This is a genomic window from Nonomuraea sp. N2-4H, assembly GCF_045291505.1.
In the GTDB taxonomy this organism is placed as follows: Bacteria; Actinomycetota; Actinomycetes; order Streptosporangiales; family Streptosporangiaceae; genus Nonomuraea; species Nonomuraea fastidiosa.
This window is the reverse complement of record NZ_CP147987.1, coordinates 38,418-60,627: the sequence shown is the minus strand read 5'-3', so window position 1 is coordinate 60,627 and position 22,210 is coordinate 38,418. Positions and strand designations below refer to the sequence as shown.

The following is a 22,210-nucleotide window of genomic DNA, read 5'->3' as shown; positions in this document are numbered from 1 at the left end:
ATACATGCATATTCGCTATTCAGATAACAGAACGGAACCGTCCCATGCTTTTTCTCGTCGCTTTCTGGAAGCCCGCTCAAGCCATTCATTAGCGTTTCGGGCGTTTTCCTGGCCCACCGGGGCGCAGCACCCCGCTCTGGGCCGCCGAAAGCTGAGAGGAGCTCCATGTCTTCCCGAGCAAGGCGCATCGCGATCCCCCTCGCCGGCCTGATGGCCATCGGGCTCACGGCAGGGACGGTCAGCAGCGCCGCGGCCGGCACCGCCGGTACCGCGACAAGCACCGCCGCCGCCACGACCACCAGCAGCAGCACGGCGCGTTCCGACGTCGTCTCCAGGAACGCGGCCACCCCCGCGGAGCAGGCCGTCCGGTTCTGGACCCCCGACCGCGTCAAGCGGGCCACCGACCACAACGACGGCCTCGACCTCACCACCAAGGGCCTCAAGCGCGCCGGCGGCGAGACCCCCGACGGCCCATCCGGCTCCGTCCCGCCCATCGGCGCGGAGAAGGCCAAGAGCACGAAGAGCAAGCAGGTCAACCTGCCCAACACCGTGGGCCGGGTGTTCTTCACGCTGCCGAAGGCCGACCCCCGTAACCCCAAGAACTGGCGCTACTGCTCGGCCACATCCGTGCAGGGCAAGTACCGCAACCTCGTGGCGACCTCGGCCCACTGCGTGTACGACACGAAGAAGAACACCTTCTACGACAACTGGGTCTTCATCCCGTCGTACTGGGACGGCGACACCGCCTGGACCGGCAAGGCCCCCTACGGCATCTACGCCGCCAAGACCTTCAACGCCCACGACGACTTCGTGGTGAAGGAGGACTACGACTACGACTACGCGTTCGTCAGCGTCTACAACGGCATCAAGGTCGACTGGGAGAAGGCCGGCAAGCGCTGGCGCTGGACGGTCAAGAACGTCGGCAGGCTCGGCGACAACGTCGGCGGCCAGGGCTTCACGTGGAACAGGAGCACCAAGCTGAACGTGTTCTCGTTCGGCTACCCGGCGGGCCAGCACCCCGACGGCGACAGGCCGTACACCGGGCGGACCATGAAGTGGTGCTACGGCAAGACCAAGCCGATGCCGGAGTCCAAGAAGTACAACCTCCAGGAGCACTTCGGCGTCAAGTGCGCCTTCACCGCGGGCGCGAGCGGCGGCCCGCTGCTGGTCAACTACAACAGCGCCGCGCGCACCGGCTACCTCGTCGGCGTCAACAGCGTCGCGTGGGACACCGACGGCAACGACCGCTACGACCACATCTCCTCGCCGTACTTCAACGGCGACACCTACAAGGTCTACAAGGCGGCGGCCAACCGCTGGACGGGCAACATGCCGCGCTGATCGAACGGCGCCTCAGGCCCCGGTTCCCCTGGTTCCGGGGCCTCTCGCCGTGCACGGAAAGCCGCCGCGGGCGGCTCGCGCGCGGTACTGCGTCACGCGCAAATTCGGGTACGCTGACACCACCCCTGACCTGCGCGAACGCCGCAAGATAATGATCATTTACGCGTATCGTCGCGCTATCACTGACGACATCCTTATAGCTCACGATGCACTCTTGATCAGGTAACGAATCTCTATCCGAGCTGCAATAGAGTCTGTACTTCTGGAAAAATCCACCGTTACCACCCGAGAAAGGCAATTCATGATCCCCCGAGCCAGGCACCTCGCGGCCGCTGCCCTGGGCAGCGCGCTGCTTGTGCTGCCTGCGCTCACGACGCCCGCGCACGCGGAGGCCAGGACGGCCGCGGTGGCCGCCCCCACGAGCAAGGTCTACGCCGCCCCGCTGGCCAAGACCGCCGCGGACGTCAAGCGGGTGGCCGAGTACTGGAAGCCCGAGCGGCTGAAGAAGGCCGACAGCTTCAACCCCGCCACGCCGGGCACCTCCGAGAACGTCTCCACGACCACCACCGCATCCGCCGCCCCCGTGGCGGCGGTCCGGCGTTCGACGGCAGCGCAGAGCGTGAACGCCGTGCCGCCGCGCAAGGGCGGCGCCGCGCGGACCATGGGCAAGGTCTTCTTCCGGTTCGGCGACAAGGAGTACTGGTGCTCGGCGGCCTCGGTCGCGGCCAGGAACCGCAGCGTCGTCGCCACGGCGGGACACTGCGCGTACGACTCCCGCCACGCCAAGCCCGCCGACTACTGGATCTTCGTCCCCAACCCCGGCCCCAACGGCGAGACGCCCGACGGCATCTACGTCGGCTCGTCGATCGCCCTGCACGAGGACTGGTCGGGCAAGGCCGACTACGACTACGACTACGCGTTCGTCACCGTGCACCGGGGCTTCACCTGGACGGCCAAGAACGGCGGCTACGTCATGCAGGACGTCGGCCGGCTCCAGGACAACGTGGGCGGCCTCGGCATCGAGCTGAACAAGAAGCCCGGCACGTACTCGGTGGCCGCGTTCGGCTACCCGGCGGGGCTGCAGCCCGACGGCTCGGCCCCGTTCAACGGCAAGACGCTGCGCAAGTGCCCGGAGCGCACCACCCGCTTCACCGTCGCGCCGAGCCGCGACCTGCAAAAGGGCGTGGAGCTCGCGCCGTGCGACTTCAGCCCCGGCGCGAGCGGCGGGCCCTGGGTGATCGGTTACGACGACACGCGCCGGCTCGGCAGCCTCAACGGCGTCAACAGCCTGACCTGGAACAGGGACGCCAAGGGCGGCTATGACGCGGTGTCGTCGCCCTACTTCGACACCACCACCGGAGAGGTCTACCGGCACGCCGCCAGGCTGACCACCCCGGCAAATGTGACGTAGATCATAGCAACCGATCGAGCCACTCAGGTGTCCAGCGCCTTCTCTGTCACGAGACGATCACGGCGCGCTTGGAACGTGCGGGGATGATCTCCAGCAAATTCCCAGGAAGAGGATCAAAGCTGTAGGTTCCGGGCTGTCCGTTTGCTGAGTTCAGGAGGGGCAAGAGGCACCTCCCTGCCAGCGCAACCTGGAGTTACGTTGAAGCGAATCCTCCTGCCCGCCGGCGGCGCCCTTCTGGCGACCGGCCTGATCGCCTCCAGCCTGCCCGTCACCGCGCAGGCCGCCGGCCGCGTCGCCCACGACCCGATGGCCCGCAACTCTTCCGCCGCGGTCTCCATCGCCTCCTTCTGGCTCGCCGCGAACGGTGCGGCGCTGCGTTCCGCGACCCAGTACACGTGGGACTCGAAGGAGGTCAGGAAGGTCGTCTCCAAGGGCGGCTACACCCCTGACGGCCGTCCTGGCACGACCGCGCCGACCGGTGGCACGAAGGCGGCGGGCGGCCAGAACGTGAACCTGCCCAAGACCGTCGGCAAGGTCTTCTTCGTCGACGCGAACGGCAAGTACCGCTGGTGCTCGGCCACCTCGATCCAGTCGAACTACCGCAACCTGGTCGCCACGGCCGGCCACTGCGTGTACGACACCGACAGCAACAGGGACACGCTGGACAAGTGGGTCTTCGTCCCGGGCTACTACCAGGGCAAGGCTCCCTGGGGCATCTACGTGGGCAAGCAGGCCTTCACCCACTACGACTTCGACGTCTACGAGGACTACGACCGCGACTTCGCGTTCGTCACCGTCTACAACGGCATCACGCTCCAGCGGGTCAAGCCGGTGAACCGGCGCGAATACCAGCGCTTCACCGGCCCCAAGCGCGCCTGGGGCGGCCGCTACCACCTCCTGCTGGTCAAGGACGCGGGCCGGCTCGGCGACAACGTCGGCGGCCAGGGCTTCGCCTGGAACCAGCCCACCGGCAAGCCGGTGCGCGCGTTCGGCTACCCGGCCGCGCCGCACCCCGACGGTGACAAGCCGTACAGCGGCGTGACGCCGAAGCACTGCTACGGCAAGCCCACCGGCAAGCGGGTCGGCGCCTCCTGGCTCAAGATCGAGGAGCACGTGGGCCTGAAGTGCGCGGTGACCCCCGGCTTCGACGGCGGCCCGTGGCTGCTGAACTACAGCAACAGCAAGCGCACCGGTTACGTCAACGGCGTCACCAGCACGTTCGCCGACCAGGACGGCAACGACCGGATCGACTACATCACCTCGCCGTACTTCGACGGCGAGACGGCGGCGGTCTACAACGCGGCCAAGAACGTCTGGTCCGGCAAGATCGTCGGCCGGAACGGCGAGCTGTACAAGTAAGCCCTACCAGGGGAAGGCGAGGGTCTCGGGTCACCGAGACCCTCGCCTTGTTTTCTGGGGCGGTTCAGCCCGGACACGTGGTCTCTGAGGCTATTAAGTACTGAAGCTCAGCCTCTGCGAGAGTTCCACCCGCAAGTCCGATTTCCCTGGTGGATCGGCCATAAAGCCGCGGTTTTGCGGCGGTTCACCCCGGAACGAACCCCGCCATACCCCTCTAGAAGCGCCTCACACGCGCCTGGGAGCCCGCGGAGGCCCGCGCACGGCTCCAAGCCTTCACAGGGGTCATGGGACGGCCAGAGCGGCCCTGAGGGCCCGTTCGCGATCTTCGCTCTCCAGCGGCGCAGAGGGCCTCGCATGCACGAAACCCCCGGTGCGAGCGGGGTTCCTGAAGAGTCAAGAGGCGGGAGCTGAAGATCACCTGGGAGGCGAGGGGGAGGTTAGACGGGCGGAGGCTCCAATCTGGTTCCTGTGATCTAAGTCACATTCATCTGGTAACCCGTCGTATCGACATACTAACCGTACTTCCACCTCAAGAGCATCATCTCCCACATACCCTGCGACAACGTGATCCACTAGTCACGCCGCGCGAAGATCTCTGACCGATAACGGAAAGGTAACGGAGGTAAGGGTGGGTGCCGGATCTTGCGAAGCGGGTTTCACCTGCGGAGATCACCACGCTATGGTCCTTGCCATCCCTTTACTGACGCATGGGACGCAAGTTGCGACCCACGACAGAGCAAGGAGCAGTTCCCTTGAAGCGCATCCTCATCCCCGCCGGTGGCGCCGTTCTGGCCACCGGTCTGCTGGCCGCCGGCCTCGCCGGTACGGCCTCCGCCGCGTCTGACGTTGCCAAGGACAACCTGGCGACCTCTGCTGCGAACGCGAACGCCATCGCTCAGTTCTGGGCCGAGAACAACGGTGCTGCCCTCAAGGCCGCCACCGAGTCCAACGTCTGGGACAAGACGGACGTCGCCAAGCTGCAGAGCAAGGGCGGCGCCACCACGGACACCAAGCCGGGCTCGACCGCGCCGATCGGCGAGGAGAAGAAGACCGCCGCTAAGGTGCAGAACGTCAACATGCCGAAGACCATCGGTAAGGTGTTCTTCGTCAACAGCAAGGGCGAGAAGAAGTGGTGCTCCGCCACTTCGATCCAGTCGAAGTACCGCAACCTGGTCGCCACGGCCGGTCACTGCGTGTACGACACTGGCGCCAACCGCGACGTGATGGACAAGTGGGTCTTCGTCCCCGGCTACTACCAGGGCAAGGCTCCTTGGGGCATCTACGTCGGTAAGACGGCCTTCACCCACTACGACTTCGACGTCTACGAGGACTACGACCGCGACTACGCGTTCGTCACCGTCTACAACGGCGTCAAGGTCGACGGCAGCGAGAAGAGCACCAACGTCTCCAAGGCCGAGTGGGACAAGTACACGGGCCTGAAGGGCGCCAAGGACGTCGAGATCAGCAAGGAAGAGTTCCTTAAGGGCAAGCTCGACCCGACCTCGACCGAGTCCTTCTGGGTCAAGCGGGGCTCCGCCCCCGAGGCGACCGGCCCCGACTACCCGGGCGCCGAGGTCGGCAAGGTCGAGGTGTCCGAGGCCCAGTACAAGCGCGCCGGCATCGGCAAGGGCAACGGTCGCAAGTTCGGTGAGCCCGTCACCGAGGTCGTGACCGCCAACGAGGCCGCCGCCTACAAGGCCAAGCAGCGCCGCAGCCCGAGCCGCTACCCGGCCAAGGTCGAGCGGGACCGCCGTGGCAACTGGACCATCACGCACTTCTACGTGCAGCAGTGGTACAAGCCCGGCACCGACACGAAGTACTTCAAGACCGTCTTCTACATCATCGACCACAAGTCGCTCGACGCCGGGCGTCTCGGTGACAACGTCGGCGGTCAGGGCTTCGCGTGGAACCAGCCGACCGGCAAGGACGTGCGCGTGTTCGGCTACCCGGCCGCTGCGCACCCCGACGGCAACAAGAACTACACCGGCATTACTCCGAAGTGGTGCTACGGCAAGACCACCAAGAAGCTGGTCGGTTCTGCTGCCAAGAAGATCGAGGAGCACGTCGCCCTCAAGTGCGCCATGACCGAGGGCGCCGACGGTGGCCCGTGGCTGTACAACTACAGCAACAACAAGCGTCTCGGCTACGTGAACGGTGTCACCAGCACCTTCAACGACCAGGACGGCAACGGCCGCGTGGACTACATCTCGTCGCCGTACTTCGACGGCGAGACCAACACGGTCTACAAGGCCGCCGCGAACAGCTGGTCCGGCAAGGTTGTCTGACGTAACGCTTAGCGACCGGTTCTGACCGATCGTTCAACGTTACAAGCGAAGGGCCCGGCATCCCGCCGGGCCCTTTTGCTGTTCCCGGACCGCGCTCTCCGCTCGACCCCCGAACGAACCCCGCCCGGTTTCGCCTGATTTTGTGGGTTCCTTGGACGTACGGGAGCCCGATACGGTGCCACCAAACCTGTGTGATCTGCATCACACTTGACATTTCGCCCCGATTCGGGGCGTCCCATCACCCTCCGGACGTCACACTGACACCTTCTTTATGTTGATCAGCCAAGACGGGCCGGCGATCACCACCGGTTAACTCCGCGCGTTTACGCCTTTTAAACATCACAGATCGATTACGCCCGGCATGTCGCGCTTTTTCATCTCAAAGCTTCTACCGGAGCTCAAGATCGAGACTGTATGTTCCTCGCATCCCTTTACTGACGCATGGGACGCAAAAGGCGTCCCACGACAGCGCAAGGAGTTACTGTGAAGCGCATCCTCCTCCCGGCTGGTGGTGCCGTACTGGCCACCGGCCTCCTCGCCGCCGGCCTGTCCACTACCGCGCAGGCCGACTCGAAGGTCGCCAACGCCGACCTGGCGAAGAACGTCGCCGCGGCCCAGGAGATCGTCGAGTTCTGGACCAAGTCGAACAACGCGGCCCTGAAGAAGGCCGTGGCCTTCAGCCCCGACTCGCTCGAGGTCAAGAAGACCGTCTCCGGTGGCGGCTATACGGCCGACACAAAGCCGGGCATGACCGCGCCGATCGGCGGCGAGAAGAAGGCGTCCGTCAAGGTTCAGAACGTCAACCTGCCGAAGACCATCGGTAAGGTCTTCTTCGAGGGCCACGACGGCAAGCTCTACTGGTGCTCCGGCACCTCGATCCAGTCGAAGTACCGCAACCTGGTCGCCACGGCCGGGCACTGCGTCTACGACGTGGTTTCGAACAAGGAAGTCGTCTCCCGCTGGGTGTTCGTCCCCGGTTACTACCAGGGCAAGACCCCGTGGGGTCTGTACGTGGGCAAGCAGGCCTTCACCCACTACGACTTCGAGGTCTACGAGGACTTCGACCGCGACTACGCCTTCGTCACGGTGTACGACGCCCTCAAGGGCTCCGTCAAGGAGCCGAAGAAGGTGTACTGGGACGAGTTCAAGAAGTACCGCGGCGAGAAGTTCGTCAAGGAAGTCCCTGTTTCCCGGGAAGAGGCTCGCAAGCGTCTGGACCCGCACAACAAGGACGTGTACTACCTCAAGGGCGCTGTGCCCGACGAGAAGGTCGGCCCCGACTACCCGGGTGCCGAGCTGACCAAGCGCGAGGTCACGGCCCAGGAGTACTTCCGTGCCAAGACCGGCCAGGGCCAGGGTCGCAAGTACGGCGAGCCGGAGGTCGAGCAGGTCACGTACAACGAGGCCATCGAGTACCTCAAGGGCCAGGGCTGGGACCCGAAGAACAACAAGCCGGCCGTTCCCAACGAGAAGTTCCCGGGCACGGTCAAGCTCGACCAGCGCGGCAACTCCACCATCACCCACTACTTCGTGCAGCACTGGGTGAAGAAGGGCACTGAGCGGGGCTGGGTCCGCAAGGACTTCTACATCGTCGTCAGTGGCCTGAAGAGCGGTGGCCGCCTCGGCGACAACGTCGGCGGTCAGGGCTTCGCGTGGAACCAGCCGGCGGCAAGAACGTCCGGACCTTCGGTTACCCGCAGGGCCTGCACCCGGACGGCAACAAGCCGTACACCGGCGTCACGCCGAAGTGGTGCTACGGCAAGACCTCGCACAAGAAGCTGATCATCGAATCCCGCAAGGTCGAGGAGCAGCTGTCCTTCAAGTGCGCCGTGACGGCGGGCTACGACGGTGGTCCGTGGCTGTACAACTACAGCAACGCCAAGCGTCTCGGCTACGTCAACGGTGTCACCAGCCTCTTCGTCGACCTCGACAAGAACGACCGCTACGACACGATCACCTCGCCTTACTTCGACGGTGAGACCAACGTGGTCTACCAGGCCGCCGCGAACTCGTGGTCCGGCAAGCTCGTTCCGTAAGACGCGGCTTCGTGATCAGCGAACGTTCCTGATCGGAGACGGCGCACCCCGAAGGGCTCGGCAGCTAGCCGGGCCTTTCGGCCTTTCGTGAGGAATTTGTGAGCAATTCGCATACCAGAGTGACCTGTGAGTCGATAGGGTCTTTACGCCCTTTTTGACAACAGTGGAGCCTCCGTTGAAGCGCCTGCTCATCCCCCTAGTTAGCGCCGGCCTCAGCGCCGCAGTTCTGGCAGCACCCGCCACCGCCCAGCCGCACTGGGCTTCCGATCCCCTGACGCCGAAACCAGCCGACGCGTACGGAGCCGCCTACTTCTGGCTCGACGCCAACGGGGCCGCCCTCCGCAAGGCGACGCAGTACACCTTGGACACCAAGGCTGCGCCCAAGCTCGTCTCCACCGGAAGCAAGTCCGCGCCGAGCGGCAAGCCCGGCATGACCGGCCCCACCACCAACACCAAGGCCACCACCAGCAAGAACGTCAACCTGCCCAAGACCATCGGCAAGGTCTTCTTCCTTGACGAGAAGGGCCGGTACCGCTGGTGCTCCGCCACCGCGATCCAGTCCAGGAACCGCAACCTGGTCGCGACCGCCGGTCACTGCGTGTTCGAGCACGGCAAGGACGACGTCTTCGACAAGTGGGTGTTCGTCCCCGGCTACTACCAGGGCAAGGCCCCCTGGGGCGTGTACGTCGGCGCGTACGCCTACACCGCCTACGACCTCGACACCTACGACGACTACGACGGCGACTTCGCGTTCGTCGCGGTCCACAACGGCTTCGCCCTCGCCCCCGAGCGCGAGGTCTCCCGCAAGGAGTTCGACGCCTGGCTGGGCGACAAGTGGGTGAAGGCCCGCGAGATCAGCCCGCAGGAGTACATCAAGTGCAAGCTCAACTTCGGCGAGTGCTGGACGCAGGGTCACGGGGCGCCGAGCCTCGTCGGTCCTGACCACCCGGACGCCGTGGTCGAGCGGGTCGAGGTCTCCAAGGCCGTCTACGACCGCGCCCGCGTCGGCAAGGGCCAGGGTTACAAGTTCGGCACGCCCGTGACCGAGCAGGTCACCGCCCGCGAGTACGCCGCCTACAAGGGCCCCGGCACCAAGGGCAAGGACAAGCTCGGCAACTACACCATCACCCACTACTACACGCAGAAGTGGGTCAAGCCCGACAGCGGCCGCAAGTACTACCGCGCGCAGTGGATCGTCGGCATCGCCAAGGACCTCGGCGCGCTCGGCGACGTGGTCGGCGGCCAGGGTGTGGCCTGGAACCAGCCGCTCGGCCAGCAGGTGACGGCCTTCGGCTACCCGAGCGCCCCGCACCCGGACGGCGACAAGCCGTTCACCGGCGTGACGCCGAAGTGGTGCGCCGGCAAGACCTACACCAAGAGCGTGCAGGTCAACACCTTCAAGGTCGAGACGCACCAGATGCTGAAGTGCACGATGACCGGCGGCGCCGACGGCGGCCCCTGGCTCCTCAAGTACAACAACAGCAAGCGCACCGGCTACGTCAACGGCGTGACCAGCGTGTTCGCCGACAACGACGGCAACGGCCGGATCGACCACATCAGCTCGGCCATCTTCGACGGCGAGGTCGCCGACGTCTACAACAAGGCCCAGTACAAGGACACCGGGGCCATCGTGACCCCCAAGGGCGAGCTGCTGCAGTAAGCACCGCCCGCTGACGGCCAGCACCCCGGCGACGCGTCAGGGTGCTGGCCGTTCGCGCGCTCAGACGGCCGTCAGCTCGCGGGTGCGCTCCCGCAGCGCCAGCACCGGCCGCTCGTTCTTGTACGGTTCGAGCCGCCGCCGCAGGTCGGCCGCGTACGACCGGGACCTCGCCGACTGCAGCTCCCCCGCCAGCGCCAGCGCCTCGGCCGCGGCCGAGCACGCCTCCTCGAGCTCACCGCACTGCAGCAGGCCCGCCGCGAGCAGGGACAGATTGAACATCCGCCCCCGCACGTAGCGGCCGTCCATGTCGAGGGAGCGCCGCGCCTGGCGTACGACGCGCTCGCCCTCACCGAGGTCACGGAAGCAGTGGGCGAACTTGGCGGACAGGTATGCCTCGTCGAAGTAGCCGAGCCAGGTGGGCTCGTCATCGGGCTTTCTGGCCTCGAAGGCGCGTTCGGCCTCGTTGAGCGAGGCGCCGCAGGCGCGGGCGTCGCCCAGGCCGGCGTGCGCGTGCGCCTCGAGGACGTGGGCGGATGCGAGGAGCGTCTGCACGCCGGCCTTGCGGGCCGCGAGCTGGGAGGCCCTGGCCAGGTCGAGCGCGTGTGCCGGCTGGCCCATGTAGATGGCCTGGTGGGCCATCCCGGCCAGGATTTCGCCGCCCAGGGTCTGGTCGTCGGCGCCCCTGGCCAGGCGCAGGGCCTGGATGAGGTAGCGCTGGGCGAGACCGTGCTGCTCCATGTCGTAGGCCATCCATCCGGCCAGCCTGGTCAGCTCCGCCGCGGCGGAGGCGAGGCGGCGGCCGGTGGCCTCGTCGTAGGCGCCGTCCTTCAGCAAAGGCGAGACGGCGGTGTCGAGATATTTGATGACGGACGAGCGGACCCTGCCGCTGCCGAATCGGTTGTCGAGCTCACTGAACGATCGAGTGACCTCGTGGATGGCGGCGATGTCGGCGCGGCCTACCCGCCGCGTCCCTGTGCCGCTCAAGCGTCCTTCTTGTGGAGACGTCAGCCAGCGTACGGCTCCGACGGAGCCGGCTCCTATCGCGAACGTCGAGTCGATCAGGAACCTCCGTCTCTCCACATCGGCCCGCCACAGTGCCGTCACGGTCGCGACCCCCTCCTGCCACGTGTGCGTGAACTGCTGTCCGAGATCGAGGGGTGTGATGGTGGCCGGCATGCCGAGATCCTCAGAGGTGATCGGCCGGCCCAGCCGCAGCGCGAAGATCTCGCTGAGCAGGGCGGGAACCGGATCGCGCGGCCGTTGTCCGCCGATCCAGCGCAGCACGGAGCTGTGGTCGTACTTGAGGCCCGGGGTGCCACGGGCGGCTCCGAGATCGTTGAGACGCCTGGCCAGTCCCTTGTGGGAGAAGCCCGCCTCTGCGATGAGCTGCTGCAGCAGTCGGTTCGGCTCGCGTTCCATCGCTCTCCTCGTCAAGGAGTCGGCGCCCACATCCTTACAGAGAGCTACTGTTATATCACCTTGAGTAAAAGATCCGTGACGGTTCGCCAAGGTCACCCCAAATTCCGTCCGCACCCGGCGCCGGCCACGCTCCTGGACGGGGAACGCAGCTACCCGTGAAACGGGCGGGCAATCGGCGCGTACGAGAAGATCGGAAAGGGCGGGCGAGAGCGGAAAGCCCTCGCCCGCCCCGTGGTCGCGGACGCATGAACGCCGCGCAGGTCAGAGGCGCGCGACGCCGTCGGCTCTGGCCTGCGCGGCCACCGCGGCGGTGACGGCGGGCGCGACCCGCTCGTCGAACGGGCTCGGGATGACGTACGTCGCCGACACCTCGTCGCCCACCACCTCGGCGAGCGCGTCGGCGGCGGCCACCTTCATGTTCTCGGTGATCGCCGTGGCGCGCACGTCGAGCGCGCCCCTGAAGACGCCGGGGAAGGCGAGCACGTTGTTGATCTGGTTGGGGAAGTCGGAGCGGCCGGTGGCGACCACGGTGGCGTGCCTCGCGGCCACATCGGGGTGCACCTCGGGCGTCGGGTTGGACAGCGCGAACACGATGGCGTTCTCCGCCATGGAGGCGATCGCCCGCTCGGGGACCGTGGAGCCGGACAGCCCCACGAACACGTCAGCCCCGGCCAGCGCCTCCTCCGTCGAGCCGGTGTGCCCGGCCTTGTTGGTGTCGCGGGCGAGCGCCTGCTTGACCGGGTTGAGCCCGTCGCGGCCCTCGTAGATCATGCCCTTGGAGTCGGCCACCGCGATGTCGCCGATGCCGGCCTCCAGCAGGATGCGGGTGACGGCGACGCCGGACGCCCCGGCTCCCGCCACGACGGCGCGCAGGTCGCCGAGCGCGCGGCCGGTCAGCCGGGCGGCGTTCTTCAGCGCGGCGAGCACGACGATGGCGGTGCCGTGCTGGTCGTCGTGGAAGACGGGGATGTCGAGCGCGTCGCGCAGCCGCCGCTCGATCTCGAAGCAGCGCGGCGCGCCGATGTCCTCGAGGTTGATGCCGCCGAACGAGGGCGCGAGGCGTACGACGGTCTCGACCAGCGCGTCGACGTCGGTGCAGTCGAGGCAGAGCGGCACCGCGTCGACGCCGCCGAACTCCTTGAACAGCAGCGCCTTGCCCTCCATGACCGGCATGGCGGCCGACGGGCCGATGTCGCCGAGCCCGAGCACGGCGGTGCCGTCGGAGATCACCGCGACCACCCGGGAGACCCAGGTGTAGTCGGCGGCGAGCGCGGGATCGTCGGCGATGCCGGAGCAGACCCTGGCGACGCCGGGCGTGTAGGCGAGCGACAGGTCGGCGGCGTCGCGGACGGGCACGGTGGAGCGGATCTCGATCTTTCCGCCGCGGTGCAGCGCGAAGGCCGGATCGTCGTCGAGCGATGAAGTGGAATCTGAAGCGGGCGTGGCAGCCACAGCGACCCCTGTAGTGATTGGTAGCGGAGAAACCTTCTGCGGACGAGCGCGAGCGGGCTGGCTTCGGTAGCTGCCAGAGTCCCCTCGCCGAACGTCTCGTTGAGGGGGTTCGGGGGTCACCCGTGTCCCCATACTGCCACATCGTGAGATGGTGATCGATGTCGTTTCCGCGGAGCCACGGCGGCCCGAGGGCCGGTCACGTGCCGTTTCCCCGTGCCCGCCGCTGTTCCGGGCCGTCCGGTGTCACCGCCGACGCCGTTCCGTTGACGCATCGTTAAACGCCCGATGACAGTTACGGACAAAACCCCATTTAAACTGCACAAAACGCACTTCATGGCACTTGACTTCCCGAGGAGGCCGTACATGGCCCTCAGCCCGAAGGGCCGCCGCGGCTACGCCGCCGGCGTGCTCGCCCTGACCGCCGCTCTCACGCTGACCGCGTGCGGCGGCGAGAGCGGCTCGAGCTCCGGCACCACCAGCGCGAGCGCCTCCGGCGCGGCAGCCGGCGTCAAGCTGGTGCAGCCAGGCAAGCTCACCGTCTGCACGAACATTCCGTACGAGCCGTTCCAGTTCAAGGACGAGAGCGGCAAGATCGTCGGGTTCGACGTGGACATCGTCGACCTGGCCGCCAAGAAGCTCGGTGTCGAGCAGAACATCGTCGACATCGACTTCGCGGTGATCAAGAGCGGCGCCGCCATGGCCGCCGGCAAGTGCGACGTCGCCGCCGCCGGCATGACCATCACGCCCGAGCGGCAGCAGAACATCGACTTCTCCGACCCCTACTTCGACGCCACGCAGGCCCTGCTGGCCAAGAAGGGCACCGGGGCCAAGTCCCTTGAGGACGTCAAGGCCAAGGGGCTCAAGCTCGGCGCGCAGGCCAGCACCACCGGCCTCGACTACGTCAAGAAGCAGGGCTTCGACCCGACCGAGTACGCCGACTCCGCCAAGGAGCTGCTCGCGCTGCAGGCCGGGCAGGCCGACGTGATCGTCCAGGACCTGCCCGTCGTGCTCACCTGGCTGAAGAAGCCCGACATCGCGGAGAAGTTCGAGATGATCGCCAGCCTCGACACCGGCGAACAGTACGGCATCGGCCTGAAGAAGAACGCCGACCCGGTGCTGCTCAAGACGATCAACGAGGAGATCGCCAAGGCCAAGCAGGACGGCACCTACGAAAAGATCTACGTGAAGTGGTTCGGCAAGAAGCCCGGCGAGCTGGGCTGATCCATGGCCGAACAGCCCAAGACGGCTGAGCCTGCCCGCGCCAGGCTCAGCCCCCGCAAAAAGCAGCAGATCAGCCGGGGCATCCAGTACGCCATCCTGGCCGTCCTGCTGGTCGGCGTGATCCTGTACGCCGACTGGGGCAGCCTCGCCCAGAACTTCGCCAAGGGCGAGGTGGCGCGCGAGGCCCTGCCGGACCTGTTCACCATCGCGCTGCGCAACACGATCATCTACGCGGTCGGCGGGTTCGTCTTCTCGTTCGTGCTCGGCCTGGTGCTGGCGCTGATGCGGCTGTCGCAGGTGCTGCCGTACCGGTGGATCGCGATCCTCTACATCGAGATCTTCCGCGGCCTGCCGGCCCTGCTGATCTTCCTGTTGATCACATTCCTGCCGCTGGCGCTGCCCGGCTTCGAGGTGCCGTTCGGCACGTACGGTCAGGGCATCCTGGGCCTCGGGCTGGTGGGCTCGGCCTATCAGGCGGAGGTGTTCCGCGCGGGCCTGCAGGCCGTGCCCAAGGGGCAGATCGAGGCCGCGCGCTCGCTCGGCATGTCCGCCTTCAGGGCGCAGCTCACGGTGGTGATCCCGCAGGCGGTCAGGATGGTCATCCCGCCCACCACGAACCAGTTCGTGGCCCTGCTGAAGGACTCGTCGCTGGTGCTGTTCCTCGGCGTCTCCGGCGAGTACGTCGAGCTCGCCAAGTTCGGCAACGACCTGGCGTCCCAGTTCGCCAACGCCACGCCCATCATGGTCGCCGGCGTGACGTACCTGATCGTCACCATCCCGCTGGGCTACCTCGCGTCCCGGCTTGAGGGACGTAAGGGAGGGACGCGATGACGCACGCCATCGAACTGCGCGACCTGCACAAGCACTTCGGCAAGAACGAGGTGCTCAAGGGGATCGACATGACCGTCGACCCCGGCCAGGTGGTCTGCGTGATCGGGCCGTCGGGCTCCGGCAAGTCCACGTTGCTGCGCTGCGTGAACCTGCTGGAGACGCCCACCAGGGGCAAGGTGTTCGTCGAGGGCGTCGAGGTGACCGACCCCGACGTGGACATCGACGCCGTACGCCGCCGCATCGGCATGGTCTTCCAGCAGTTCAACCTGTTCCCGCACATGACCGTGCTGGAGAACGTCATGATCGCCCAGCGGCGGGTGCTGAAGCGGAGCAAGAAGGAAGCCGAGGCCGTCGCCAGGGAGAACCTGGAGAAGGTGGGCGTCGGCGCCAAGTGCGACGCGCTGCCCGGCCAGCTCTCCGGCGGCCAGCAGCAGCGGGTGGCCATCGCCAGGGCCCTGGCCATGAACCCCGACCTCATGCTCTTCGACGAGCCGACGTCGGCGCTCGACCCCGAGCTGGTCGGCGATGTGCTCACCGTCATGCGCAAGCTGGCGGAGGAGGGCATGACGATGATGGTGGTCACCCACGAGATGGGCTTCGCCCGCCAGGTGGCCGACCGCGTGGTGTTCATGGACGGCGGTGTGATCGTCGAGGACGGCCCTTCGTCCCAGGTCATCGGCGATCCGCAGCACGAGCGTACGCGGACGTTCCTGCACCGCGTGCTGCACCCGGAGGACTGATCGGTTCTCCGCGATCGGGAGGGCGGGGACGCGAGCGGCGTCCCCGCCCTTCTGGTGTAATACACCGGCATGGACCTGACCTCTTACGCGGAGTGGGCGGTCCGGCTGGTCAACGACCTCGCGCCGCCGGCCGAGCTGCGGCGGCTGCGCGATGAGCTGGCCGCCGTGTTCGGCGCCGCCGGTGACGAGCGCGCGGTGGCGGCGCGGCTCAACGCCCTGCTCGAGCGCTATCCCGTACGCCCGCAGCTCACGGACCACGACGGCTCGGGCTGGCATCTGCACCTGGCCGAGGATCCCGCGGCGACGGCGGTGATGGGACTGGCCGCGGTGGTGGCGGAGCTGGGCGTGGACCGCCTGGGGCGCTGCCAGGACGCGCGCTGCGGCCGCGCGTTCCTCGACACCTCGTCCAACCGCTCGCGCCGCTACTGCTCGGCCCGCTGCGCCAGCCGCGCCAACGTGGCCGCCTACCGCGCCCGCCGCCGCGAGGGCGTCCTGCCGACGAGCGGCCCGCGCGTCAGCGGCCAGTAGCGCAGCACCACCCGGCCCACGATGTCGCGCACGGGCCCGAAGTCCCAGCTGTCGCGGCGCCCGCTGGCCCGCTGGTTGTCGCTCTCCAGCCACCAGCCCTCGTCGGAGTGCCACTGGGCGCGCTTCACGATCAGCCTGCCGTCACCGGGCATGCGCGCGACGACGAGGTCGCCGGGCCGTACGGCGGCGCCCCTGCGTACGAGCAGCCAGTCGCCCGGCAGCAGCGCCGGCCGCATCGAATCCCCTTCGACACGCACTCTCATCGGCTGTGACCCCCTACTCCGCAGGCGTCGGGACCCGAGTAAGGTCGGTTGTGGACCAAGCTGATTCAGCATCCAGGAAGGACTTTCTGATGCTCGCACGACTGCTACGACCGAGGCATGTCGCATCCGCACACTGCGACCTGCCCTGCGGTGTCTATGACCCCGCCCAGGCCCGCATCGAGGCCGAGTCGGTCAAGGCGATCATGGAGAAGTACGCGGCCAACGAGGACCCGGTCTTCCGCGCCCGCGCCATCAAGATCAAGGAGGAGCGCGCCGAGCTGGTCAAGCACCACCTCTGGGTGCTCTGGACCGACTACTTCAAGCCGCCGCACCTGGAGCAGTACCCGCAGCTGCACCAGCTCTTCTGGGACGCCACGAAGCTGGCCGGCGCGGCCGGTGCCAAGGGCACGGTCGACGTGTCGAAGGCCGAGGAGCTGCTGGGCAAGATCGACGAGATCTCCAAGATCTTCTGGGAGACCAAGGCCGCCTAAAACGGCACATAAGGCTCTGTGCGGTTACGTACCGCACAGAGCCTTTTCCGTTGATGGCGAGTCTGAATCGTCCAAGCACCGCTCAGGGGCGGTAAGTTGCAGTCAGCGTCGGATTCGCGAGGAGGAACGTGACCGAGGAAACCGAGACGCGCGCGGAGGGCGTGGCCGGCATCCGCGATGTGGTGAGCATCAGGCTTCCCGCGGCGAGTGCCTACCTGTCTGTGCTGCGTACGGCTACCGCCGGCCTGGCTGCGCGGCTTGACTTCACCCTGGACGAGATCGAGGACCTTCGCATCGCCGTCGACGAGGCCTGCGCGATGTTGCTGAGCGAGGCGGTGCCGGGCACGGACCTCACCGCCGAGTTCGAGCTGACGGGGCAGGAGATGCAGGTCAGAGTGGAGGTGACCACGGTCGGCAGCTCCGCGCCCAAACGCGACGACTTCGCCTGGATGGTCCTGACCGCTCTGGCCGACGACGTCGACGCGGTGACCGACTCCCCCGATCGCATGGCGATCGTCCTGCGTAAGCGCCGAGGCGCGGCCCAGAATGCGGCGGGGCCGGCGTGACGGAAAGGACTGGAGCCATGGCCACCAGCGAACACGCCGTGCCCGACCGGGTGCGTGCTCGCATGCTCTTCGCCGAGCTGGCCGAGCTGGGCCCCGACGAGCCGCGCCGCCAGCGCATCAGGGATGAGCTGGTCGAGCTTCACCTTCCCCTGGTCGAATATCTGGCGCGCCGTTTCCGCAACCGGGGCGAGTGGCTCGACGACCTCACCCAGGTCGCGACCATCGGTCTGATCAAGTCCATCGACCGGTTCGACCTCAACCGCGGCGTGGAGTTCTCCACCTACGCCACGCCCACCATCGTCGGCGAGATCAAGCGGCACTTCCGTGACAAGGGCTGGGCGGTTCGCGTGCCGCGCAGGCTTCAGGAGCTGAAGCTCTCGCTGACCAAGGCGATCAGCGACCTGTCGCAGCGCGAGGGGCGTGCCCCGACGGTGGCAGAGCTCGCCTCCTACCTCAAGATGACCGAGGAGGAGGTGCTCGAAGGGCTCGAGTCCGCCAACGCCTACTCCACGGTCTCGCTCGACGCGCCCGACTCCGGCGACGACGACGCGCCCGCGGTCTCCGACTCGCTGGGCATCGTGGACGAGTCGCTTGAGGGCGTCGAATATCGCGAATCGCTCAAGCCGCTGCTCGAACGGCTTCCGCCGCGCGAGAAGCGCATCCTGCTGCTGCGTTTCTTCGGCAACATGACGCAGTCGCAGATCGCCACCGAGCTGGGCATCTCACAGATGCACGTCTCTCGCCTGCTGGCCCGCACCCTGGCCCAGCTCCGCGAGGGCCTGACGGCCGAAGACTGACACCCGGGTTTTCCGCACCCGCGCCGCGAAAGGGGGCGACGTGCGGAAAACACGCCTTGCCGCCGTCCTGCGCGCCTATCCGTCGCCGTAGAGCGCGTGGGTGGTGGGGGAGCGAGCAGCGTCACGATCCCGGCGACGGCCACCACGAGCAGCGGGATACCGAGCTGCGCCTGGCCCGACTGCATCAGCGTGACGGAGACCGGCAGCATGAAGATCTGGGTCAGCACCGCCGGCGACCTCCCCCACTTCTCCATCTGGAACAGCCCGCCCAGGGCGACCCAGAGCAGCCCGGCGCCGACCAGGAACCCGAACGCCGCCTCCGCCAGGGCGGTGGTCGTGTCGTCCGGCTGGCCGGTCAGTGTCTCGACCGCGACGAAGACGCCGAGCCCGAGCGCGATCAAACCCTCGACGGCGACGATCGCGGCGGCGATGAGAAGGGTAAGCGGGCGACCGTTCACGGTCCGTACCCTACCTCCAAGGGCGGCCGCCCCGAGAAATGGGACTTTCGGCTGATAAGCCGGACAAGCTCACCGGATACGCTGGCGCTATGCGCGCCATGCTGCTGGTCAACCCCAAGGCCACCACGACGAACGCCCGCACGCGCGACGTGCTCATCCGCGCGCTCGGGGCGGCCGTGGACCTCGCCGTCGAGGAGACCCTCTACCGGGGCCACGCGGCGTCACTGGCGGCCACCGCCCGCGCCAAAGGCTACGACCTGGTGGCGGTGCTGGGCGGCGACGGCACGGTCAACGAGACCGTCAACGGCCTGCTCAACCCGGTCAACGGCGAGGCGCCGCCGCCCGGCGACCCCAGCACAGGCCGGCCCGGGCTGATCGTCATCCCCGGCGGCAGCGCCAACGTCTTCGCCCGCGCGCTCGGCCTGCCCAACGACCCGGTGGAGGCGACGGGCCAGGTGCTCGAAGCGCTCAGCCGCGGCCGGCGCAGGACCGTGGGCCTGGGGCAGGCCCTCTGGGAGGGCCAGAGCCGCTACTTCACCTTCTGCTCGGGCATGGGGTACGACGCCGAGGTTGTACGGGCCGTAGAAGGCCTGAGAGGCACCGGCCGTAAAGCGACCCCCGCCCGGTATGTGAACACGGCTCTGAGGCACTATCTGGCCACGGACAAGCGGCATCCTGCGATGACCGTGACCGGCCCCGGCATCCCGGCGGCCGGAGGGGTGTTCATGGCGATCATCTCCAACACCTCGCCGTGGACGTACGTCGGCAGCCACCCGGTGCGCCCCACCCCGTGGGCGAGCTTCGAGACCGGGCTCGACCTTCTGGGCCTGCGCAAGATGGGCCCGCTGACGCTCGCGCCGGTGATCCGGCATATCCTCACGGAGAGTGAGGCACTTCCGTCGGGCCGGAACCTCGTCCAGCTCCACGACGAGGCCGAGTTCACGATCACCGCGGACCGTCCCGTGGCCTTCCAGCTGGACGGTGACTACCTGGGCGAACGCGAGACCGTAACGTTCCGGTCTACACCGAACGCGTTACAAGTTCTGGTCTAGGCGGTTACATTCGGTCATTGTGTGACGCATCCGACACCCATAACCGCCAAAAGTTACCTGCAACCCCCTTGCGTGCACTCTGCGTGGCTGACAGGCTCAAGCATGACGTCCGAACGTAGGACCTTTAACAACCCCAGGGTCCTCCGGCGGACGGCGGACAAGCCCGATCCCCCACAGGATCCGGGTCATTGTTCGCACGAGTTAGTGAAACTCTTCACAAAGTAGTAGCCGCGCGGAGCCCGACCGAAGGCTCCATCTACTAAGGAGTGGACGCATGGACTGGCGCCACCGAGCTGCCTGCCGTGACGTGGACCCCGAGCTGTTCTTCCCGATCGGCAACACCGGCCCGGCACTCTTGCAGATCGAGGAGGCCAAGCAGGTCTGTCGTTCCTGCTCGGCCATCGACGCCTGCCTGAAGTGGGCCCTGGAGTCCGGCCAGGACGCCGGCGTCTGGGGCGGCATGAGCGAGGACGAGCGTCGCGCGCTCAAGCGCCGCACCGCTCGCGCCCGCGCCCGTGCCACCGCCTGACCCCGATCACCTTCCCCACCCTACGACGGCGCTGTCAGCCGGGCGGAAGCGGGATCGACAACACGACCTCCGTACCGCCCTCAAGGCGCGGCTCGATGGCGAGTCGCCCCGACAGCTCCCCTTCCACCAGCGTGCGCACGATCTGCAGCCCCAAGCTGGTGGAGCTGTCGAGATCGAAGCCGTCGGGCAGCCCGCGGCCGTCGTCCCAGACGGTCACGTTCAGCCGCTCGTCCGCGGACTCGACCATCACCTCCAGCCGCTTGGGCCGCCCATGCTGCATCGCGTTCTGCAACAGCTCGGTCAGCGCCATCGCCAGCGGGGTCGCGATCAGCGACGGCAGCACGCCGAACTCCCCTACACGGCGCGGCGTGACCGCCACCTCGGGAGACGAGACCTCCCCCGCCATGGCGATCACCCGGTCGGCGATCTCGTCGAAGTCGACGAACTCCTCGGGAGCGTGCGACAGCGTCTCGTGAACGATCGCGATCGACCCGACCCGGCGCACGGCCTCTTCGAGCGCCTCGCGCCCCTCGGGCACCTGCAGCCGCCTGGCCTGCAACCGCAGCAGCGCGGCCACGGTCTGCAGGTTGTTCTTGACCCGGTGGTGGATCTCGCGGATGGTGGCGTCCTTCGTCATCAGCTCGCGCTCGCGCCTGCGCAGCTCGGTGACGTCCCTGATGAGGACGAGCGCGCCGATGCGGCCGCCGCCGACGATCAGCGGGATCGCGCGGAGCTGGACGATCGTGCCGCCCGACTCGACCTCGGTCTCCTTGGCCGCCTTACCGCTGGCCACGACCATGAGGTCTTCGTTGATCGGCTCGTCGGAGTAGCACAGCTGGGCCGTGACCCGGCCGAGCTCCGCGCCCACCAGGTCGGCGTGCAGGCCGAGCCTGCGGTAGGCCGACAGCGCGTTGGGCGATGCGTACGTGACGCGCCCCGCCCTGTCGAGCCTGAGCAGGCCGTCGCCCACGCGCGGCGAGCGGACCAGGATCGGCTCGTCCTCCGAGAACGGGAAGCGCCCCTCGGCCACCATCTGCGCCAGGTCGGAGGCGCTCTGCAGGTAGGTCAGCTCCAGGCGCGACGGGGTGCGGGCCGAGGAGAGGTTCGTCGAGCGCTGGATGACCGCGAGGAAGCGGCCCTCGCCGCCCTCGACCGCCCGGCGCACGGGGATGGTCTCCTCCCTGACCGGCACGCCCGTGGACCAGTCGGGGTCGCCCTCGCGGCAGATGCGCCGCTCGTTCCACGCCGTGTCGATGAGCCGGCGCTCGCCTTTCGCCGCGACCGTGCCCACGATGTCGTCGTGATAGACCGTGGGACCCGTGGTCGGGCGCATCTGGGCGATGGCGATCCAGCCGTTCTCCCCCAGCAGCGGCGCCCACAGGATGAGGTCGGCGAACGACAGGTCGGCCAGCAGCTGCCAGTCGGAGACCAGCGAGTGCAGCCAGTCGAGATCCGCTTCGTCGAGAGCGGTGTGGCGGGCTACGAGGTCGCTGAGTGTCGGCACGAGTGCATCATGCGTGCTTTCGGCCGCAACAACCAAACCGACCCCCGGGCGGGCGGACATGTTTCACTACAGAGGTGACGGGTGGGCGCGCTGCGCCCTTTCCTCCGGCACGGCCGGCGTGCGGACCGGTGGCACGGCTGCTCACTCGTACAGTGAGACGGACACGACACCGGCCACTTCGCTGGACTCATCACGAAATCTCATATTGTGAGAAGCGTCATACCGCCGAAGCCGCGAGCCCACGAGAACGCGCCGGTACGCGACCAG

20 protein-coding genes are annotated in these 22,210 nt (G+C 67.4%); 16 read left to right on the top strand and 4 right to left on the bottom strand.

The genetic code is table 11. The features are described from left to right. The first annotated feature begins 165 nt into the window (after positions 1-165). The 7 genes from WBK31_RS00280 (at position 166) to WBK31_RS00250 (ending at position 10,092) form a co-directional block, all read left to right on the top strand. Positions 166-1,341 carry a trypsin-like serine peptidase gene (locus WBK31_RS00280; RefSeq protein WP_406674148.1) on the top strand — a complete coding sequence of 392 codons (1,176 nt, stop codon included), beginning with the start codon at positions 166-168 and terminating at the stop codon, positions 1,339-1,341. A gap of 301 nt (positions 1,342-1,642) precedes the next feature. Continuing rightward, positions 1,643-2,752, top strand: a complete 1,110-nt coding sequence (locus WBK31_RS00275) for a trypsin-like serine protease (RefSeq protein WP_364059381.1) — start codon at positions 1,643-1,645, stop codon at positions 2,750-2,752. 198 nt (positions 2,753-2,950) lie between these two features. Further along, positions 2,951-4,111, top strand: coding sequence for a hypothetical protein (locus tag WBK31_RS00270; RefSeq protein WP_364059384.1), 1,161 nt, complete (start codon positions 2,951-2,953; stop codon positions 4,109-4,111). 752 nt (positions 4,112-4,863) lie between these two features. Further along, entirely contained in the window at positions 4,864-6,396 is a 1,533-nt protein-coding gene (locus WBK31_RS00265) for a hypothetical protein (protein WP_364059387.1), read from the top strand. Positions 6,397-6,879: 483 nt separating this feature from the next. Continuing rightward, positions 6,880-8,178 (top strand): trypsin-like serine peptidase, encoded by a 1,299-nt coding sequence (locus WBK31_RS00260; RefSeq protein ID WP_406674147.1) that lies wholly within the window; start codon positions 6,880-6,882, stop codon positions 8,176-8,178. A 47-nt stretch (positions 8,179-8,225) separates the two neighbouring features. Continuing rightward, positions 8,226-8,432 (top strand): hypothetical protein, encoded by a 207-nt coding sequence (locus WBK31_RS00255; RefSeq protein ID WP_406674146.1) that lies wholly within the window; start codon positions 8,226-8,228, stop codon positions 8,430-8,432. Between the two features lie 175 nt (positions 8,433-8,607). Then, the gene (locus WBK31_RS00250) at positions 8,608-10,092 is read left to right on the top strand and encodes a hypothetical protein (RefSeq protein WP_364059393.1); all 1,485 of its coding nucleotides are present in this window, start codon (positions 8,608-8,610) and stop codon (positions 10,090-10,092) included. A gap of 60 nt (positions 10,093-10,152) precedes the next feature. Here WBK31_RS00250 and WBK31_RS00245 read toward each other — a convergent pair whose 3' ends face one another. Together WBK31_RS00245 and WBK31_RS00240 are read right to left on the bottom strand one after the other, a co-directional pair. Continuing rightward, positions 10,153-11,511, bottom strand: a complete 1,359-nt coding sequence (locus tag WBK31_RS00245) for a hypothetical protein (RefSeq protein WP_364059396.1) — start codon at positions 11,509-11,511, stop codon at positions 10,153-10,155. Between the two features lie 261 nt (positions 11,512-11,772). Then, positions 11,773-12,963: an NADP-dependent malic enzyme gene (locus tag WBK31_RS00240; RefSeq protein WP_364059399.1), complete on the bottom strand. Its 1,191-nt coding sequence runs from the start codon at positions 12,961-12,963 to the stop codon at positions 11,773-11,775. A 363-nt stretch (positions 12,964-13,326) separates the two neighbouring features. Here WBK31_RS00240 and WBK31_RS00235 point away from each other — a divergent pair, with 363 nt between their 5' ends. The 4 genes from WBK31_RS00235 to WBK31_RS00220 all read left to right on the top strand — a co-directional run bounded on the left by WBK31_RS00235 (position 13,327) and on the right by WBK31_RS00220 (position 16,283). Then, the gene (locus tag WBK31_RS00235; protein ID WP_364059402.1) at positions 13,327-14,184 is read left to right on the top strand and encodes an ABC transporter substrate-binding protein; all 858 of its coding nucleotides are present in this window, start codon (positions 13,327-13,329) and stop codon (positions 14,182-14,184) included. Positions 14,185-14,187: 3 nt separating this feature from the next. Next, positions 14,188-15,015, top strand: coding sequence for an amino acid ABC transporter permease (locus WBK31_RS00230; RefSeq protein WP_364059405.1), 828 nt, complete (start codon positions 14,188-14,190; stop codon positions 15,013-15,015). Continuing rightward, on the top strand, positions 15,012-15,755 hold the full coding sequence (locus tag WBK31_RS00225) for an amino acid ABC transporter ATP-binding protein (RefSeq protein WP_364059407.1): 744 nt from the start codon (positions 15,012-15,014) through the stop codon (positions 15,753-15,755). Before WBK31_RS00230 ends, WBK31_RS00225 begins: the two co-directional genes overlap by 4 nt. 69 nt (positions 15,756-15,824) lie before the next feature. Continuing rightward, a complete protein-coding gene (locus WBK31_RS00220; RefSeq protein ID WP_406674145.1) occupies positions 15,825-16,283 on the top strand; it encodes a CGNR zinc finger domain-containing protein in 459 nt (152 codons plus the stop codon). Here the strand turns inward: WBK31_RS00220 and WBK31_RS00215 are convergent. Then, positions 16,220-16,618 carry a S24 family peptidase gene (locus WBK31_RS00215; protein WP_378785103.1) on the bottom strand — a complete coding sequence of 133 codons (399 nt, stop codon included), beginning with the start codon at positions 16,616-16,618 and terminating at the stop codon, positions 16,220-16,222. The genes WBK31_RS00220 and WBK31_RS00215 overlap by 64 nt on opposite strands. Before the next feature lie 17 nt (positions 16,619-16,635). Here WBK31_RS00215 and sodN point away from each other — a divergent pair, with 17 nt between their 5' ends. The 5 genes from sodN (at position 16,636) to WBK31_RS00190 (ending at position 20,439) form a co-directional block, all read left to right on the top strand. Then, entirely contained in the window at positions 16,636-17,037 is a 402-nt protein-coding gene (sodN, locus tag WBK31_RS00210; protein ID WP_364059416.1) for a superoxide dismutase, Ni, read from the top strand. A 128-nt stretch (positions 17,038-17,165) separates the two neighbouring features. After that, on the top strand, positions 17,166-17,603 hold the full coding sequence (locus WBK31_RS00205) for an anti-sigma factor (RefSeq protein WP_364059419.1): 438 nt from the start codon (positions 17,166-17,168) through the stop codon (positions 17,601-17,603). A gap of 17 nt (positions 17,604-17,620) precedes the next feature. Then, positions 17,621-18,400 carry an RNA polymerase sigma factor SigF gene (locus WBK31_RS00200; RefSeq protein ID WP_364059422.1) on the top strand — a complete coding sequence of 260 codons (780 nt, stop codon included), beginning with the start codon at positions 17,621-17,623 and terminating at the stop codon, positions 18,398-18,400. A gap of 547 nt (positions 18,401-18,947) precedes the next feature. After that, complete coding sequence (locus tag WBK31_RS00195) at positions 18,948-19,910, top strand: diacylglycerol kinase family protein (protein ID WP_364059428.1); 963 nt, start codon at positions 18,948-18,950, stop codon at positions 19,908-19,910. A 274-nt stretch (positions 19,911-20,184) separates the two neighbouring features. Next, positions 20,185-20,439 (top strand): WhiB family transcriptional regulator, encoded by a 255-nt coding sequence (locus tag WBK31_RS00190; RefSeq protein WP_364059431.1) that lies wholly within the window; start codon positions 20,185-20,187, stop codon positions 20,437-20,439. 34 nt (positions 20,440-20,473) lie between these two features. On the opposite strand, the gene WBK31_RS00185 is transcribed toward WBK31_RS00190, so the two are convergent. Further along, complete coding sequence (locus WBK31_RS00185) at positions 20,474-21,943, bottom strand: histidine kinase N-terminal domain-containing protein (protein WP_364059434.1); 1,470 nt, start codon at positions 21,941-21,943, stop codon at positions 20,474-20,476. Between the last annotated feature and the right edge of the window lie 267 nt (positions 21,944-22,210).

Excerpts from the sequence above, each read along its gene's own strand:
- WBK31_RS00235 (WP_364059402.1), top strand. The coding sequence starts at position 13,327 with ATGGCCCTCAGCCCGAAGGGCCGCCGCGGCTACGCCGCCGGCGTGCTC.
- WBK31_RS00245 (WP_364059396.1), bottom strand. The coding sequence starts at position 11,511 with ATGGAACGCGAGCCGAACCGACTGCTGCAGCAGCTCATCGCAGAGGCG.
- WBK31_RS00220 (WP_406674145.1), top strand. The coding sequence starts at position 15,825 with ATGGACCTGACCTCTTACGCGGAGTGGGCGGTCCGGCTGGTCAACGAC.
- WBK31_RS00190 (WP_364059431.1), top strand. The coding sequence starts at position 20,185 with ATGGACTGGCGCCACCGAGCTGCCTGCCGTGACGTGGACCCCGAGCTG.
- WBK31_RS00280 (WP_406674148.1), top strand. The coding sequence starts at position 166 with ATGTCTTCCCGAGCAAGGCGCATCGCGATCCCCCTCGCCGGCCTGATG.
- WBK31_RS00215 (WP_378785103.1), bottom strand. The coding sequence starts at position 16,618 with ATGCTGAATCAGCTTGGTCCACAACCGACCTTACTCGGGTCCCGACGC.
- WBK31_RS00230 (WP_364059405.1), top strand. The coding sequence starts at position 14,188 with ATGGCCGAACAGCCCAAGACGGCTGAGCCTGCCCGCGCCAGGCTCAGC.
- WBK31_RS00200 (WP_364059422.1), top strand. The coding sequence starts at position 17,621 with ATGGCCACCAGCGAACACGCCGTGCCCGACCGGGTGCGTGCTCGCATG.
- WBK31_RS00195 (WP_364059428.1), top strand. The coding sequence starts at position 18,948 with ATGCGCGCCATGCTGCTGGTCAACCCCAAGGCCACCACGACGAACGCC.
- sodN (WP_364059416.1), top strand. The coding sequence starts at position 16,636 with ATGCTCGCACGACTGCTACGACCGAGGCATGTCGCATCCGCACACTGC.
- WBK31_RS00275 (WP_364059381.1), top strand. The coding sequence starts at position 1,643 with ATGATCCCCCGAGCCAGGCACCTCGCGGCCGCTGCCCTGGGCAGCGCG.
- WBK31_RS00225 (WP_364059407.1), top strand. The coding sequence starts at position 15,012 with ATGACGCACGCCATCGAACTGCGCGACCTGCACAAGCACTTCGGCAAG.